This window comes from Pseudomonas sp. GW821-FHT12A04 (assembly GCF_058807755.1).
Genome location: NZ_JBXAQZ010000009.1, coordinates 225,563 through 241,187 on the forward strand (window position 1 = coordinate 225,563; position 15,625 = coordinate 241,187).

Genomic DNA, 15,625 nt, shown 5'->3' on the forward strand with positions numbered 1-15,625 from the left:
GGGGATATCGTGTGTGTCGACGAGGGCGGTCGGAACTCCGGCATTACCGAGTCGTCGGATGAACGAGTAGCGGCTGGCCCGGAAGCAGGCTGGGGAACACGAGAGGGTGGTTGGCCACTGACTTGCGATCGCACACAAAAGCCTGACTCCGTTCATGCAATGAGAATGGCGTCACATTAATGGCTATCGGATATTGCGAATATCAGGTTGCGCCTGATTATTGATAGGGGAATCCCTTACGCAGTGGAACTTTTCGCTCGAACAATGGTCGCGGGGCGCAGAAGTGCAGCAGATGTAATCACCGCGCCAGTAAAGCATGATGTTAATGTGACATCAATGGCCGGGCGTGGCATTTTAGAGAGGGTCAAGCTTCGGCAAAAACAGCCGATAACCTTCCTTGAGTGAATTCATCCGAACAAGACCTGGAGTCATTGATGGCCGGCATTCTCGACACGGTAGACCAACGCACGCAACTGGTGGGTGAGAATCGCCTGGAAATTCTCATGTTCCGGCTCGCCGGACGGCAATTGTTCGCGATCAACGTCTTTAAAGTACAGGAAGTCCTGCAGCTGCCAAAGTTGACGCTGATGCCGCAGCGGCATCCTTTTGTGTGCGGCGTGGTCAACCTGCGTGGCCAGACCCTGCCGGTGATCGACCTTTCCCAGGCCATTGGCATGCGCCCGCTGGTGCCGGGGCCTGGCAGCACGATTATCGTCACCGAATACAACCGTTCGGTTCAGGCCTTCCTGGTCGGTGGCGTGGACCGGATCGTCAACATGAACTGGGAAGCCATCCTGCCGCCCCCGAGCAGCGCCGGCCGCCAGCACTACCTGACGGCCATCAGCAAGGTCGATGATCAACTGGTGGAAATCATCGACGTCGAAAAGGTTCTGGCCGAAATCGTCCCGTACAACGCCAAAGTCTCCCGCGACAAGCTCGAAGATCCGGTGCTGGAACGTGCCCGTGGCCGTGAGGTGCTGCTGGTGGATGACTCGAACGTGGCCCTGGCGCAATTGCGCGATACCCTGGGACAGCTGGGCGTGAAGATGCATATTGCCAGCGACGGGTTGAAGGCCTTGAACATGCTCAAGGCCTGGGCTGATACCGGCGTGGACATGACCGAAAAACTGCTGATGGTCTTCACCGATGCGGAAATGCCGGAAATGGATGGCTATCGCCTGACCACCGAGATCCGTAACGACCCGCGCCTGCGCGGCTTGTACGTGGTGCTGCACACCTCGCTGTCCGGCAGCTTCAACGACTCGATGGTGAAGAAGGTCGGCTGCGACAATTTCCTCTCCAAATTCCAGCCGGACAAACTCGTCGACGTGGTGCGCCAGCGTTTGATGCTCGACGAAGTACCGGCCTGATCAGGCCATGGTCAACCTGTAGGATGTAGGAGCGAGCTCGCTCGCGATGGTCTTGAACGATAACGCGTAAACCGGAGCCCAGCGGCGTCCTTGGGTTTTTCGCGAGCGAGCTCGCTCCTGCAGGGTTTTTGCACTTTGATTCGCTGACCAAGCTCGTATAGGGTGGCGTTTTTACCTACCAGGGAGCTGGCCATGTTGCGTCTGAGCGCGCTGTATCGTTATCCGTTGAAATCCGGCAAAGGCGAGGTCTTGCAGCAAGTCGGCCTCGACAAGCTGGGGCTGGACGGCGATCGACGCTGGATGCTGGTGGATGAGGCCAGCGGGCGTTTCCTGACCCAGCGTGCGGTGGCGCAGATGAGCCAGTTGTCGGCGCTGTGGAATGCCGAAGGTGGCTTGACCCTCAGCGCGCCCGGCCAATCGCCGATCGACATTGCTGTGCCCGGTAACGATGCAGAACTGCGTGGCGTAACCATCTGGCGCGATACCTTGCGCGTCCCCGATGCAGGCGATGAAGCAGGGGCCTGGGTCAGCCAGTTCATCGGCAAACCGACACGCCTGGTGCAAGTGCCACTGGATCGGGCGCGGATGACGGAAGCTGGCTACGGCAAGGATGACGACCAGGTGGCGTTCGCCGACGGCTATCCGCTGTTGCTGATTGGTCAGGCCTCCCTCGAGGACTTGTCGCAACGGGTCGGGCGTCCGTTGGAGATGCTGCGTTTCCGGCCAAATCTGGTGATCGAAGGCAGTGCAGCCTTCGCCGAGGACGGCTGGAAGCGTATCCGTATCGGCGAGGTCGAGTTCCGCGTGGTCAAGTCCTGTTCACGCTGCATCCTGACCACCATTGACCCGCAAACCGGGGAGCGCAGCGACGATCGCGAACCCTTGGCCACCTTGCAGAAGTATCGCTCGCAGGCAGACGGTGCAATGTTCGGCCAGAACCTGGTCAACGACGGCAACGGACGACTCGAAGTCGGCATGCCGGTGGAGATCCTCGAGTAATTTTGCGCAGAATAAAAAATGCCCGTGTCGAAAAACACGGGCATTTTTTATTGCAGTGAAGCCTGCGGGTTTTAGCCGCGGTATTCGCACAGGTAGGCGGTGTCGACGGCGACTTTCAGCTGGAACTTGCTGTTGGCCGGCACGTTGAACTGGCTGCCGGCGGCGAAGGTTTCCCAGTCGCTGCTGTCGGGCAGTTTGACGGTCAATGCGCCGCTGACCACGTGCATGATTTCACGCTGGCTGGTGCCGAATTCGTACTCGCCCGGAGCCATGACGCCGATGGTCGCTGGACCTTCTGCGGTGCCAAAGGCGATCGACTTGACGGTGCCGTCGAAGTACTCGTTGACTTTAAACATGGGCGATTCCTCGAAAAGGGCTAAAAAGGGCCGGCCAGTATGCACAAGGCCCTTGGCGTCGTCACCTGTCTAAAGCGGCAGAACCAGCGGCAGCAGGCGTGCGGTATTGCGCGCATCTTCCAGCGCCCGGTGTTGTTGGCCGTTGAACTGCAAGCCGGCCAGTTGCAACGCGCCGTTTAATCCCAACGGACGTTCCAGGCGCCTGGCCTTGGCAAAACGCTGTTTGAGGTTCATGTGCGGTACGTTGGCCAGCATGCTGGCGAGTCCCAGTTGCTGCCAATCCTGAAGCAGTTGCTTGCGATCGTAATCGCCCCAACTGGCCCAGCCCTCAAGTCGCGTGTGGTGTTGGCCGAGCCAACGTTCGAACGCCGGCCAGACTTCGCCCAGCGGTTGCGCGGCATCGATGTTGGCTTGGGTGATGTGCGTCAGCTCGCGGCAAAACGGCGTCAGCAACGGCCGCCGAACAGGGCGGACGAAGCGCTGGAACTGGTCCAGTTCACGCCCCTTGCGGTCCACCAGAGTGGCGCCGATTTCAATGATTTCCATATCTGTTACGGGCCATCCACCCTCATCGGTGGTGGCCTCCAGATCAATGACCAGCCAATGAGGCATTGCAGGGTTCCTGGTATCCGCATCCTGATAGCTTTGAGCGTAGCCAAACCCGGCGGTTCCGCCTAGCGCCTTATTCGACCTCCAATAGAATCTGCCGGTTTTTCACCTGATCCCCGACTTTCACTTGCAAGCGCTTGAGAACACCGTCGATGCCCGATTTCAATGGGTGCTCCATTTTCATCGCCTCCAGTACCACCAGCAGTTGGCCCTTGGTCACCTGGCTGCCTTCGTTGACCAGGACGTCGACAATCGCCCCGTCCATCGGTGCCTTGAGGGTGCCGGAGCTGACACTGGCCTGGCCGGTAACCTGCGCCTGGGTGCGATCCACGAACTGCAGACTGCCCGGTCGGGTGAACAGCCAAAGACGCCCGGCCTCCAGGCGATAAGCGTGGCGTTGGCGAACGCCTTCGATATCCAGGGTGGCCCAGCGTCCGTCGCTGTGGATGATCTTCAGTTCGAGGCTGCGCTCGGCGACCTGAATGCGTAACGGCTCGCCCGGGATCGCCTGCAACGCTACCGGCCAGTCCTGATCCTCAAGGCCGATGCGATAGTGCAGCGGCACGCTGGCGTTGTTGCGCCAACCGCCAAGCGGGGACAGGTGAGCCTGCGCCGCAGCCTGATAGAACAGGGCGGCGGCGATGGCCAAGTGGTGCGCGCCAGGGGTTTCGGGATGCAGGCAGGTGTGATCGGTGAAGTGCTGCGCGATGAACCCGGTACTGAAATCACCGCTGGCGAACTGCGGATGTTCCAGCAGGCTGGCAAGCAGGCGTTGATTGCTTTGCAGGCCCAGCAGCACGCTGTCCTGGACCGTCCGCAGCAATTTGCGACGGGCTTCTTCACGGGTGGCACCGTGGGCGATGAGCTTGCCGAGCATCGGGTCGTAGAAAGGGCTGATGACCTGGCCTTCGATCAGGCCGTGGTCGATCCGCACGCCGTCCTGCAATGCCGGTTCCCAGGCCACGATGCGCCCGGTTTGCGGCAGGAAACCCTGGGCCGGGTCTTCGGCATACAGGCGCACTTCCATGGCGTGGCCCGTGAGTTGCACCTGTTCCTGACGCAAAGGCAGCGGTTGCCCTTCGGCGATGCTCAACTGCCAGGCCACCAGATCCAGCCCGGTGATCAGTTCGGTCACCGGGTGCTCCACTTGCAGCCGGGTGTTCATCTCCAGGAAGTAGAACTGCCCGCGCGCATCCAGCAGAAACTCCACGGTGCCCGCGCCGACGTACTTTACCGCTCGCCCGGCCTTGAGCGCCGCTTCGCCCATGGCCTGGCGCAGCTCGGCGGTCATCACCGGGCAGGGCGCTTCCTCGATGACTTTCTGATGCCGGCGCTGCACTGAACAATCGCGCTCGCCGAGGTAAATCAGGTTGCCATGCCGGTCACCGAACAGCTGGACCTCGACGTGACGGGGTTCGACCAGTGCCTGTTCGAGGATCAGTTCACCGCTGCCAAAACCGTTCAGGGCTTCGGAGCGCGCGGTGCGAATCTGTTCCAGCAAGTCGCTGGCGTCGTGCACCAGGCGCATACCGCGTCCCCCGCCGCCGGCGCTGGCCTTGATCATCAACGGATAGCCGATGCGCTCGGCTTCACGGCCCAGGGTGGCATCATCCTGCCCGGCGCCTTGATAGCCGTTGATGCACGGCACACCGGCTTCGATCATGGCGATTTTCGACAGGCGCTTGCTGCCCATCAGCTCAATAGCCTCGGGGCTGGGGCCGATGAAGGTGATGCCAGCGTCCCTGCACGCGAGGGCAAAACCGGCGTTTTCCGAGAGGAAACCGTAGCCCGGATGGATTGCATCCGCGCCCGTGCGCCGGGCTGCGTCGAGGATGGCCTGGATGTTCAGGTAAGACTGTTGCACCGGGGCCGGACCGATGTTGACCGCCTCGTCGGCTATCCGCACATGCAGTGCATCGGCGTCCGCGTCGCTGAACACGGCGACCGTGCGATAGCCCAGCGCCTGGGCCGTGCGCTGGATGCGGCAGGCGATTTCACCGCGGTTGGCGATGAGGATTTTTTTGAGTCCGGGCATGGGTAGGCTCTCTGATTTTTAGCGGTGTCTGGTCGGGCCTCATCGCGAGCAAGCTCGCTCCCACAGGGTTTATAAACGACATAAATCCAAGGTGGGAGCGAGCTTGCTCGCGATGCTTTTCAGGAGGCCCACCCCGGTTTGCGTTTTTGCACGAAGGCCATCGTTCCCTCGATGCCTTCGGCTCCGGTCACCGCTTCGCTGAACCATTCGGCAGCCTGATCCAGTAGGGCATCGGAGGGCTGACCCGCACTTGCGAGCAAGAGTTTCTTGGTCGCCGCATTCGCCCCCGGCGCGCAACACAACACATGGGCCAACACCTCATCGAGACGCTCGGCCAGGGCCTGCGGATCATGTTCGACAAAATGCACCAGGCCCATGCGCCGTGCCTGGTGGCCATCAAAACGCGCCGCCGTCAGGGCCAGGCGCCGGGTCTGGGTCAAGCCGATGCGTTGCACCACGAACGGTACGATCTGGGCCGGCAACAGGCCGAGACTGGTTTCCGGCAGGCCGAATTGCGCCTGGTGATCGGCCAGGGCGATATCGCTGACACAGGCCAGGCCGAGACCGCCGCCGAGCACCGCGCCCTGCAGCACGGTAATCACCACTTGCGGAGCGTGTTGCACTTCTTGCAATAGCGTGCCGAACACCCGGTTCAGATCCCGGTGCGCAGTTGGGCCTTGAGCGCGGGCGTTGGCCATGTCCTTAATGTCACCGCCGGCACAGAAGTGCCCGCCGACGCCGCCGATCACCAGTGCGCGAACCCCTGGTTTATCGCGTACCGCGGCCAGCACCGAGCGCAACTCGGCGACCATTTGCAAGCTCATCGCATTGCGGCTTTCGGGGCGGTTGAGGGTGATGTGCAACACGCCGTTGTGCAGCTCCAGCAGCAAAGTCTGGCAAACCGGCAGGCTGTTCATTTCTTTTTCCCCGGCAGAATGCCCATGAGTTTGCAGATGATTCCCAGCATGATTTCGTCGGCGCCGCCGCCGATCGACACCAGCCGTACATCGCGGTAAGCCCGGGCTACCGGGTTGTCCCACATGAAGCCCATGCCGCCCCAGTATTGCAGGCAACTGTCACTGACTTCGCGGCCCAGCCGCCCGGCCTTGAGCTTGGCCATGGAGGCCAGGCGCGTGACGTCCTGGCCTTTGATGTATTGCTCGGTGGCTTGATAGACCAGCGCCCGCAGGCATTCGATTTCGGTTTGCAGTTCCGCCAGGCGGAAGTGGATCACCTGATTGTCGATCAGCGCGTTGCCGAAGGTTTTGCGCTCCTTGCAGTATTCGATGGTGCTGTCGACGCAGTACTCCAGGCCCTTGATCATGTTGGCCGCGCCGAACAGGCGTTCCTCCTGGAACTGCAGCATCTGCATCATGAACCCCGCACCTTCATGGCCGATGCGGTTGCGCTGCGGTACGCGCACGTTGTCGAAAAAAACCTGGGCGGTTTCCGAGCTGCGCATGCCGAGCTTGTCCAGGTGCGAACTCAAGCTGATGCCCGGTGTGTTCATCGGCACCATGATCAGCGACTTGTTGATGTGCGGTTTGTCGTCCGAGGTGTTGGCCAGCAGGCAGATGAAGTCGGCGCTCGGCGAGTTGGTGATCCACATCTTGCTGCCGTTGATCACGTAATCGTCGCCGTCTTTGCGCGCGGTGGTTTTCAGCCCGGCGACGTCAGAGCCGGCGCCGACTTCGGAGACGCCGATGCAGCCGACCTGCTCACCGCTGATGGCCGGGCGCAGGAATTCCTCGCGCAGTTCATCGGAACCGAACCGGGCCAGCGCAGGCGTGCACATGTCGGTCTGCACGCCGATGGACATCGGAATGCCGCCGCAATGGATGGTGCCGAACTCTTCGGCGGCGACGATCGAATAGCTGTAGTCGAGCCCCATGCCGCCGAACTTTTCCGGTTTCGAAATACCCAGCAATCCGAGGTCGCCGGCCTTGCGGAAGATATCGTGGATGGGGAAGCGCCCGGCTTTTTCCCATTCCTCGACATGCGGGTTGATCTCGTGCTCGACGAACTGGCGAACGGTGCGGCGCAGTGCTTCGTGTTCCTGGGTGAAGATCATTTTTATTGTTCTCCTGATAGTCGGCTTAGAACCGCGCCACACCGAAACTGTTGGCTTGCAATGGCCGCACCTCGGCCTCGTGACAGATATCCAGCAAGTAACCCAGCAAGGTCCGGGTATCGCGCGGGTCGATCAAACCATCGTCCCAGAGGTTGGCGCTGCCATAGAGCGCCGTGGACTGGCTGTCGAGTTTCTGCGCGGTGACCTGTTCGAGCATGTCGAGCATTTTCGGATCGGGCACCAGGCCGTCCTTGGCCTGTTTGGCCTCGGTGACGATGCGCAGCACCTTGCCCGCTTGCGCGCCGCCCATCACGGCGGTACGGCTGTTGGGCCAGGCGAAGATGAAACGCGGGTCAAGACCGCGACCGCACATCGCATAGTTGCCCGCGCCGTAGGAGCCGCCAACCACGATGGTCAGCTTCGGCACCCGGGCGTTGGCCACCGCCTGAATCATCTTCGCTCCGTGCTTGATCACGCCTTGCTGTTCCGATTCGGTGCCGACCATGAACCCGGTGGTGTTGTGGAAAAACAGTAGCGGCGTCTGGCTCTGGTCGCACAGCTGGATGAACTGGGCGGCCTTGCTCGCGCCTTTTGGCGTGATCGGGCCGTTGTTGCCGATGAAGCCACAGGCGCGGCCCTGAATTTTCAGATGACCGCACAGAGTCTGCTGATCGAATTCGCCCTTGAATTCAAGAAAGTTCGAAGCGTCGGCGAGGCGGGCGATGATTTCGCGCGCGTCGTAGGGTTTTTTCGGATCATCCGGGATCAGGCCCAGCAGTTCGTCGATGGGGTAGAGCGGCTCCTCCCAGCGACGTTCGGGGAGTGGAGGCAACTGCTCGTTCCACGGCAGCAGGCTGATAATCTCGCGTACCTGTCGCACGCCATCGGCGTCGTTTTCAGCCAGGTATTCGGCGGTGCCGGCGGTTTGTGCGTGCATCTCGGCACCGCCCAATTCTTCATCGGTGGCGACTTCGCCGGTCGCGGCTTTGAGCAGTGGGGGACCTGCGAGAAACAGCTTGGCCTTGCCGCGCACCACCACCACGTAATCCGACAGCCCCGGCTGATAGGCGCCACCCGCCGTGGCGGAGCCGTGCACCACGGTGACCTGGGGCAACCCCATGGCCGACATCCGCGCCTGATTGGCAAAGCTGCGCGCGCCTTCGACGAAAATTTCCGCCGCGTAATTGAGGTTGGCGCCGCCGCTTTCAGCGAGGGTGATCACTGGCAGTTTGTTTTCCATGGCGATCTGTTGCAGGCGCAGGGATTTCTTCAAGCCGCTGGGGGAGATGGTCCCGCCCCTGATCGCGCTGTTGTTCGCCACCACCAGCACGCGCACGCCGGACACGTAGCCGATACCGGCGATCAAGCCGCCACCGGCGGAGCTGCCATCCTTGTCGTCGTGCAGCTTGTAGCCGGCCAGGCTGGCCAGTTCGAGAAACGGTGCGCCGGGGTCCAGCAGCAGATTGAGGCGCTCGCGAGGCAGCAACTGGCCGCGTTTTTCGAACTTCGGCCTGGCTTCGGCAGCCTTGTTCAGCAGGTTCTGTTCGAGCACGCGAACTTGCTCGATGGCGCTCAGCATCGCCGCACGGTTCTGGGCGAACGACTCGCTGTGGGGGTCGAGTTGCGACTGAATCACCGGCATGGGTTATTCCTTGTTCTTCAATACGTCTGGTATGTAGGCGCGGTGGAAACCGTTGTACGACTCGCTGTTGGTCGCCTTGTGGATCGGCCAGGCGCGGCCGCCGAGGCTGGCGGCGCCGTCGATGCGCAAGGTGCTGCCGCTGACAAACGCCGCTGCCGGGCTGAGCAGGAAAACTATCGCCGCGCTGACTTCCGATTCGGTGCCGATGCGCTTGAGCGGCACGTGTTCGCGCAGGGTCGGGATCACCGCCTTGAAGGCGCCTTCGTAGGTGTCCATGCCGCTGGAGGCAATCCAGCCCGGCGCCACGGCATTGACCCGCACCCCGGCATGACCCCATTCGTACGCGGCGGTCTTGGTCAGGTTGTCCATGCCCGAACGTGCCGCGCCGGAGTGGCCCATACCGGGCATGCCGCCCCACATGTCGGCGAGCATGTTGACGATGGCCCCGCCGTGCTTGCTCATGGACTGGTTGAACACTTCCCGGGCCATCAGGAAGCCGCCCACCAGATTGGTACGCATCACGGTTTCGAAACCCTTCTGATTGATCGAGGCCAGGGGCGAGGGGTATTGCCCGCCAGCATTGTTGACCAGGCCGTGGATCGGACCGTGCTTGCGGATAAGCTCGCTGACCAGATGCGTCACCGCTTCTTCCTCGCGGATATCACAGGTGCTCCAGTCGGCCTTGCCGCCGTCGTCGGCGATCTCCGCCGCAACGGTTTTCAGCTTGTCGGCATTGCGCCCGACCAGCAGCACATGGGCGCCGAGGGCCGCCAGTTCGTGGGCAGTACAGCGGCCGATGCCACTGCCGCCACCGGTGACGATGATGTTTTGGCCAGCAAACAAATCGGCTTTGAAAATCGAATCGTAGGCCATGGCGGCAATCCTCTAATTGAACTGGTCGGCGATGCGCTGCGGCACCGGGATCTGGATTTCCAGCAGCTGCTGGGCGAAGGCCTTGCCTTGCGGATCGATTCGCAGGCTGGCGACACCGCCGCCGCCGAGGGCGTTTTCCAGCAGGAAATTCAGGCTGTGGCTGGCGGGCAAGTACCAGCGCTCGACCCGTCCGTGGATTGGATCGAGGACGTGGCCCATCCAGTCGACGATCACTTCCGGGGTCAAGGCTTCTGCAATCCATGGCAGGAATTCCGGCTCGCGGGCCATGACGCCGATGTTGCTGTGGTTGCCCTTGTCGCCCGAGCGGGCGACCGCCAGTTTGACCAGGGCCACGCTGGCGTCGGCGAGGCCAAGCGGTTTCGGCGGGGCGAGCGGGGCTGGCAGGTCCAGCGGGTCGAGTACATCGAGGGCGGGCAGGGCACACGGGTGGCGCTGGCCCATGAAATCAATGTCCAGCGTGCAGGCGGTTTTGTCGATCAGGAACGAGAACAGCCGGATCAGCGGGTACACCGTTGGCCGGCCACCGACAATGCCGGTCAGCCCCGGCGCCATGCCGGTGGCGGCCTGAGCGATTTCCCGGGAGAACACGATCAATGCCTGCTTGTCCGGATGGCGCACCGCGAGTTTGATCACCACTTCGCGGCTGTCCTGACGCTGGCCATGGGGGCCGTAGGTGGCCTCGCTGCCCAGCAACTCGATACTCACGTCGCTGTACGGCGCCCAGCCGCGCTGGCGGAACATTTCCGAGGTCTTGTTGATGATCGCTTCGCCGACACGCCGCGCCTTGTCGACGGCATCGATGCCGGCGATCAGGCAACTGGCGGTGCAGCGAAAACCATCAGGGTACGTGGCGCTGACTTTGTATTGAGCGGTCGGCGGCAGGCCTTTGGCGCCGTGCACCTGCACCGCGTTCTTGCCTTGTTGCAGCAGTTTGACCTGAGTGAAATCGCACACCACGTCGGGCAGCAGATACGCGCGCGGGTCACCGATTTCGTACAGCATCTGTTCGCCCACCGTCAGCGGCGTGACCAGCCCGCCTGTACCTTCGGGTTTGCTGACGATGAACTGGCTGTCGGCGCTGACTTCGACGATGGGAAAACCGATGTGTTCGTAGTCGGGCACGTCGCGCCAGTCGGTGAAATTGCCGCCCGTGCACTGGGCGCCGCATTCGATGATGTGCCCGGCCAATGCCGCCTGGGCGAGCTTGTCATAGTCGTGCCACGACCAGCCGAACTCATGCACCAGCGCGGCGCTGACCACCGCACTGTCGACCACGCGCCCGGTGATCACGATGTCCGCCCCCAGGCGCAGGGCTTCGACAATGCCGGGTGCGCCGAGGTAGGCGTTGATCGAGACGCACATCGATGGCAGGGGCGCGCCGCTGAACATTTCATGAATGCCCAGGTTGCCCGGCTTTTTGAATTGCGGCTGCAGGTCATCACCCAGCAGTACGGCGATCTTCAGCGCTACCCCAGCCTTGTCGCAGGCCGCTTGCAGGGCGGCGGCGCAGGCTTGGGGGTTGACCCCGCCGGCATTACTGATGACCCGGATGTTTTGCTGCGCGAGTTGCCCCAGCAAGGGCGCGAGCACTTCGATGAAGTCGCCCGCATAGCCGGCCTGGGGATCTTTCATCCGCGCGCCGGCCATGATCGACAGGGTGATTTCGGCCAGGTAATCGAAGACCAGATAGTCCAGATGCCCGTGTTCCACCAGTTGCGCGGCAGCGGTCGAGGTATCGCCCCAGAAGGCGCTGGCACAACCGATGCGAATTGTTTCAGGCGCAGTCCATTCCATAGCCACCTCCAACCGAAGTGTGTCGACATTACCAAGCAAGCGCTTGGTTTGTAAATGACTTGATTATCTTCTGCCCAAGCGCTTGCTTGGTTGCATCCATGCGCTTAAATTGCCCGCGCAACCCCGTTGTTTTCGGGGGGATCGGCGTTATTGATTGAACGACTGTAGGAGAGAACGGGTGGACGAGCAAAAAGCCCTGAGGGTGATGCGCCAATTGGTGGACGACGGCCAATTGACCGACCCGGACAGCGCCCGTGGCAAATTGCTGCAAGTGGCGGCCCACCTGTTCCGCAATAAAGGCTATGAGCGCACGACCGTGCGCGACCTGGCCGGCGCCGTGGGCATTCAGTCCGGGAGCATTTTCCATCACTTCAAGAGCAAGGACGAAATCCTGCGCGCCGTGATGGAAGAAACCATACGCTACAACACTGCGTTGATGCGTGCGGCCATCGCCGAGGCCGGAAATGTGCGTGAGCAGGTTCTGGCGCTGATCCGGTGTGAATTGCAGTCGATCATGGGCGGAAGCGGCGAGGCCATGGCCGTGCTGGTCTACGAATGGCGCTCGCTGTCCGAAGAGGGCCAGGCCAAGGTCCTGGCGCTGCGGGACATCTACGAAGACATCTGGCTGCAAGTACTGGGCGAAGCCAAGACCGCCGGGTTTATCCGCGGCGATGTGTTCATCACCCGACGCTTCCTGACTGGCGCATTGTCCTGGACCACCACCTGGTTTCGCGCCGATGGCAGCATGAGTCTCGATCAGTTGGCCGATGAGGCGTTGATTCTGGTGCTGGAAGACCGGCAATAAGCTTGTGTTGGCCAGCATTAAACTGGCTAACTGGACAAAACCGCCTAGCTTGAATGCATTGGTACCGTTTTATTAGGGGAGTGGGGACGTTTTGATGGGTTCGCCAATTCGGTCAGCCTCGCGGCTTTTGCTGACGATGCTTGCGGCGTCAACGATGATGCCGTCCCAGGCTGCGCAACTGGTGCGCATCGGTGCCGCGCACTTTCCGCCCTATACCGTGCGCCCGGAATCCGGGGCCGATACCGGGTTGCTGCCGCAACTGGTCGAGGCCCTGAACGCATCGCAAACTGACTACCAGTTTGTCCTGGTGCCCACTTCCATTCCCCGGCGCTTCGGTGATTTCAAGCAGGGCCGGGTCGACATGGCCATCTTCGAAAATCCCGCCTGGGGTTGGGAAGAGATCCCCCACACAGCCGTCGACATGGGGCTGGAGGACGCCGAAATTTTTGTCGCGCAACGCCTGCCCGATCGACAGCAAAGCTATTTCGCCGACCTGAACGGCAAGCGCCTGGCGCTGTTCAGCGGCTATCACTACGAGTTCGCCAATTTCAATGCCGACCCCCTGTACCTCGCGAAAAACTACAACGCCACGCTGACCTATTCCCATGACAGCAATCTGCTGATGGTATTGCGCGGCCGGGCCGACATCGCCCTGGTCACGCGTTCGTACCTGAGCGACTACTTCCTGCGCAATGAAAAAGTCGCCGGCGAGTTGCTGGCGTCCCAACGCATCGATCAGGTCTATCACCATTACGCCATCCTGCGCCCGACGGCTCCCATCAGCGGCGAGGCATTCGCCAAGGTGCTGCAAGGCTTGCGGGACAATGGCCAGATGCTGAGGATTTTCGATCCGTACAAGATTGCCCTGGTGCCGGTCCAGCGCAACGCAGCGGCGCCACAAGTTGCCAATTGACGGTCTTTGGCTAAATTTCCCGCCCTGGCTCACGTCACTTCGTTGAACTGTCGACGACTATCGTGAGCCCGACCCATGCCCAATCTCAATGACCTGACTGCCCTGTGTCTGCCGACAGGCAGTCGTCTTGCCGCTGATGAAACCGATTGCCGCCTGAGCTTCAGCCTGGAAGGGCAACCGTTGCTTGCCCTGCGGCTGAATCGTGGCCCCGAGTTGCACGTGCAACTGGAGGAGCGTTTCAGTCGCCCTGAAGGACAGGCATTGTGGGCGGCCTGTTACTGGCTGTTCGCTCGCAACCCCGACTGTCAGCGCCTGGTCTGGCAACTGCAGGAGGTGCCGGACGAAGCCGTGTTCAGCGGTCTGCTGATTCCGACTCCCGTCAACGGCCAGTATCACTGCGAGCGCACCTTGTTCTGGCAGTTGCCGCAGCCTTGGCTGGGGCATTCCCTGACCGGCAGCTACCCGCAGCAAATGCTCATCACCGACGGCAAGCGTCATCCACGGCGGCCGGTCAAACCCCGTGGTGAAGTGTATCAACGCTTCGATGCACGGCTGGGTGCCCGGGTTTCCCTGCGCACGCTGGACATCGAGCAAGACCTGGTACGCTTCAACCGCTGGCAGAACAGCCCGCGTGTCGCGAGTTTCTGGCAGGAGGAGGGCAGTCTCGAACAGCATCGCCAATACCTGAGCAAACTCGAAGCCGACCCGCACACGCTGACGCTGATCGGTTGTTTCGACGATCAGCCCTTCGCTTATTTCGAGGCCTACTGGGCCAGGGAAGATCGCATCGCGCCGTTCTACGAGACCGGCGATTACGACCGTGGCATTCACATGCTGGTGGGCGAAGAAAATCACCGCGGTCCGCACAAGGTGGCGAGTTGGTTATCGGCGCTGGTGCATTATCTGTTTCTCGATGACCCGCGCACGCAGCGCGTGGTTGCCGAGCCGCGTGCCGATAACGCGAAGATGATCGGATACATGCAAGAGCAGCGCTTTCACTGCGAGAAAGAGTTCGACTTTCCGCACAAGCGCGCGGCCCTGATGGTGTTGGGGCGGGAGCGGTTTTTTGATCGGTGCGCACTGGCCTGAGGCTTGAGGCTAAATATCTTCGGCGCTCTTGAGTGCCCCATCGCGAGCAGGCTCGCTCCTACATTTTCCTGTGTGCGCTGAACCTGTGGGAGCGAGCTTGCTCGCGATGGGCGCGATGCAGATTTCAGAACTTAGTGGCGAGCAGCCATATCGCCACGCTGGCCCGACACCTTGCGGCAGTGCACCAGCGCATCACGGATCATGAAGTTCACCAGGGTCGGCGAGACGCCAAGTTCCTTGGCAATATCTTTTTGCGGTACGCCGTGCAGGCGGTACATCTCGAAGGCGTAGCGGGTGCGGCTCGGCAACTCGGTCAACGCATCGGCGATGTGCTCCAGCGTCGAGAAATTGATGTGCGACGTTTCCGGTGACGCACCCTGGATCACCACATTCAGCCCTTCCTCTTCAGGGCCGGAATACTTCTGCTCCAGCGCCTGTTTGCGGTAGTGGTCGATCGCCAGGTTGCGCACGATCTGGAACAGGTAGCTGAGCTGAGCCTTGATCGAACTGGTGATGGGCGGGGCCGATTGCAGCCGGAAGAATGCATCCTGCACAACATCTTCGGCACGTGAGCGGCAACCGGTAATTCGGGCTGCGATCTTCACCAGAATCAATCGATTGTCGACGAATGCCTGAAGTAGCGGTGTATCGCACCTGCTTGTGGATACTGGTTCCATCATGGAAATCACCTTGCTGCCAAAAGGTTAGTGGGACGGCGAATGAGCCGGGGGGGCCGTCCTACACATCGAGCGACAAATTAGGCTTAATGATAATGATTGTCAAATGAGAAAAAGAACTAATGCGTTACAAAGGTAAAGAGTGAGAACTGCGACACGCTGACTCACTTCAGTCCGCTTTGCGTTCCAGCCTGGCGACTAATTATTTCCAGACGTCATCCGTTCTCATTGGTGAATTGCACAGCGCAACCCTCATCACCCTGTAGGAGCGAGCTCGCTCGCGATGGTCGTCAACGATGGGCGCCTGACACCCCGCGGCGTTCTTCGGATTTTCGCGAGCAGGCTCGCTCCTACCAAGCCGAATTCAGGCA

14 protein-coding genes are annotated in these 15,625 nt (G+C 61.2%); 5 read left to right on the forward strand and 9 right to left on the reverse strand.

Annotated features, from left to right (window positions below):
- The first annotated feature begins 434 nt into the window (after nucleotides 1-434).
- Nucleotides 435-1,370: a chemotaxis protein CheV gene (locus tag AC1RS8_RS16235; protein WP_007973464.1), complete on the forward strand. Its 936-nt coding sequence runs from the start codon at nucleotides 435-437 to the stop codon at nucleotides 1,368-1,370.
- 192 nt (nucleotides 1,371-1,562) lie between these two features.
- Nucleotides 1,563-2,369, forward strand: coding sequence for an MOSC domain-containing protein (locus AC1RS8_RS16240; RefSeq protein WP_090457032.1), 807 nt, complete (start codon nucleotides 1,563-1,565; stop codon nucleotides 2,367-2,369).
- Nucleotides 2,370-2,440: 71 nt separating this feature from the next.
- Here the strand turns inward: AC1RS8_RS16240 and ppnP are convergent, their stop codons facing one another.
- The 8 genes from ppnP to AC1RS8_RS16280 all read right to left on the reverse strand — a co-directional run bounded on the left by ppnP (nucleotide 2,441) and on the right by AC1RS8_RS16280 (nucleotide 11,770).
- Nucleotides 2,441-2,725: a pyrimidine/purine nucleoside phosphorylase gene (ppnP, locus tag AC1RS8_RS16245; protein ID WP_007940055.1), complete on the reverse strand. Its 285-nt coding sequence runs from the start codon at nucleotides 2,723-2,725 to the stop codon at nucleotides 2,441-2,443.
- 69 nt (nucleotides 2,726-2,794) lie between these two features.
- Nucleotides 2,795-3,337 (reverse strand): 3'-5' exonuclease, encoded by a 543-nt coding sequence (locus AC1RS8_RS16250; protein WP_057713849.1) that lies wholly within the window; start codon nucleotides 3,335-3,337, stop codon nucleotides 2,795-2,797.
- 70 nt (nucleotides 3,338-3,407) lie between these two features.
- Complete coding sequence (locus AC1RS8_RS16255; protein ID WP_489339011.1) at nucleotides 3,408-5,369, reverse strand: acetyl/propionyl/methylcrotonyl-CoA carboxylase subunit alpha; 1,962 nt, start codon at nucleotides 5,367-5,369, stop codon at nucleotides 3,408-3,410.
- A 119-nt stretch (nucleotides 5,370-5,488) separates the two neighbouring features.
- Nucleotides 5,489-6,286: an enoyl-CoA hydratase/isomerase family protein gene (locus AC1RS8_RS16260; protein WP_090457028.1), complete on the reverse strand. Its 798-nt coding sequence runs from the start codon at nucleotides 6,284-6,286 to the stop codon at nucleotides 5,489-5,491.
- Complete coding sequence (gene atuD / locus AC1RS8_RS16265) at nucleotides 6,283-7,440, reverse strand: citronellyl-CoA dehydrogenase (RefSeq protein ID WP_057713852.1); 1,158 nt, start codon at nucleotides 7,438-7,440, stop codon at nucleotides 6,283-6,285. The genes AC1RS8_RS16260 and atuD overlap by 4 nt, the downstream gene beginning before the upstream one ends.
- Nucleotides 7,441-7,465: 25 nt before the next feature.
- On the reverse strand, nucleotides 7,466-9,082 hold the full coding sequence (atuC, locus tag AC1RS8_RS16270; RefSeq protein WP_057713853.1) for a geranyl-CoA carboxylase subunit beta: 1,617 nt from the start codon (nucleotides 9,080-9,082) through the stop codon (nucleotides 7,466-7,468).
- 3 nt (nucleotides 9,083-9,085) lie between these two features.
- Nucleotides 9,086-9,955: an SDR family oxidoreductase gene (locus tag AC1RS8_RS16275; protein WP_489339010.1), complete on the reverse strand. Its 870-nt coding sequence runs from the start codon at nucleotides 9,953-9,955 to the stop codon at nucleotides 9,086-9,088.
- Nucleotides 9,956-9,967: 12 nt separating this feature from the next.
- Complete coding sequence (locus tag AC1RS8_RS16280; RefSeq protein ID WP_489339009.1) at nucleotides 9,968-11,770, reverse strand: acyclic terpene utilization AtuA family protein; 1,803 nt, start codon at nucleotides 11,768-11,770, stop codon at nucleotides 9,968-9,970.
- Nucleotides 11,771-11,948: 178 nt separating this feature from the next.
- Here AC1RS8_RS16280 and AC1RS8_RS16285 point away from each other — a divergent pair, with 178 nt between their 5' ends.
- From AC1RS8_RS16285 to AC1RS8_RS16295, 3 genes are all read left to right on the forward strand, one after another.
- Nucleotides 11,949-12,575, forward strand: a complete 627-nt coding sequence (locus AC1RS8_RS16285; RefSeq protein ID WP_218494478.1) for a TetR/AcrR family transcriptional regulator — start codon at nucleotides 11,949-11,951, stop codon at nucleotides 12,573-12,575.
- 94 nt (nucleotides 12,576-12,669) lie between these two features.
- On the forward strand, nucleotides 12,670-13,488 hold the full coding sequence (locus AC1RS8_RS16290) for a substrate-binding periplasmic protein (RefSeq protein WP_349734900.1): 819 nt from the start codon (nucleotides 12,670-12,672) through the stop codon (nucleotides 13,486-13,488).
- Nucleotides 13,489-13,563: 75 nt separating this feature from the next.
- On the forward strand, nucleotides 13,564-14,577 hold the full coding sequence (locus tag AC1RS8_RS16295; protein WP_489339008.1) for a GNAT family N-acetyltransferase: 1,014 nt from the start codon (nucleotides 13,564-13,566) through the stop codon (nucleotides 14,575-14,577).
- Between the two features lie 131 nt (nucleotides 14,578-14,708).
- Here the strand turns inward: AC1RS8_RS16295 and AC1RS8_RS16300 are convergent, their stop codons facing one another.
- Entirely contained in the window at nucleotides 14,709-15,257 is a 549-nt protein-coding gene (locus AC1RS8_RS16300; RefSeq protein ID WP_057713859.1) for an RNA polymerase factor sigma-70, read from the reverse strand.
- Nucleotides 15,258-15,625 lie beyond the last annotated feature (368 nt).

Excerpts from the sequence above, each read along its gene's own strand:
- AC1RS8_RS16235 (WP_007973464.1), top strand. The coding sequence starts at position 435 with ATGGCCGGCATTCTCGACACGGTAGACCAACGCACGCAACTGGTGGGT.
- AC1RS8_RS16240 (WP_090457032.1), top strand. The coding sequence starts at position 1,563 with ATGTTGCGTCTGAGCGCGCTGTATCGTTATCCGTTGAAATCCGGCAAA.
- ppnP (WP_007940055.1), bottom strand. The coding sequence starts at position 2,725 with ATGTTTAAAGTCAACGAGTACTTCGACGGCACCGTCAAGTCGATCGCC.
- AC1RS8_RS16250 (WP_057713849.1), bottom strand. The coding sequence starts at position 3,337 with ATGCCTCATTGGCTGGTCATTGATCTGGAGGCCACCACCGATGAGGGT.
- AC1RS8_RS16255 (WP_489339011.1), bottom strand. The coding sequence starts at position 5,369 with ATGCCCGGACTCAAAAAAATCCTCATCGCCAACCGCGGTGAAATCGCC.
- AC1RS8_RS16260 (WP_090457028.1), bottom strand. The coding sequence starts at position 6,286 with ATGAACAGCCTGCCGGTTTGCCAGACTTTGCTGCTGGAGCTGCACAAC.
- atuD (WP_057713852.1), bottom strand. The coding sequence starts at position 7,440 with ATGATCTTCACCCAGGAACACGAAGCACTGCGCCGCACCGTTCGCCAG.
- atuC (WP_057713853.1), bottom strand. The coding sequence starts at position 9,082 with ATGCCGGTGATTCAGTCGCAACTCGACCCCCACAGCGAGTCGTTCGCC.
- AC1RS8_RS16275 (WP_489339010.1), bottom strand. The coding sequence starts at position 9,955 with ATGGCCTACGATTCGATTTTCAAAGCCGATTTGTTTGCTGGCCAAAAC.
- AC1RS8_RS16280 (WP_489339009.1), bottom strand. The coding sequence starts at position 11,770 with ATGGAATGGACTGCGCCTGAAACAATTCGCATCGGTTGTGCCAGCGCC.
- AC1RS8_RS16290 (WP_349734900.1), top strand. The coding sequence starts at position 12,670 with ATGGGTTCGCCAATTCGGTCAGCCTCGCGGCTTTTGCTGACGATGCTT.
- AC1RS8_RS16295 (WP_489339008.1), top strand. The coding sequence starts at position 13,564 with ATGCCCAATCTCAATGACCTGACTGCCCTGTGTCTGCCGACAGGCAGT.
- AC1RS8_RS16300 (WP_057713859.1), bottom strand. The coding sequence starts at position 15,257 with ATGATGGAACCAGTATCCACAAGCAGGTGCGATACACCGCTACTTCAG.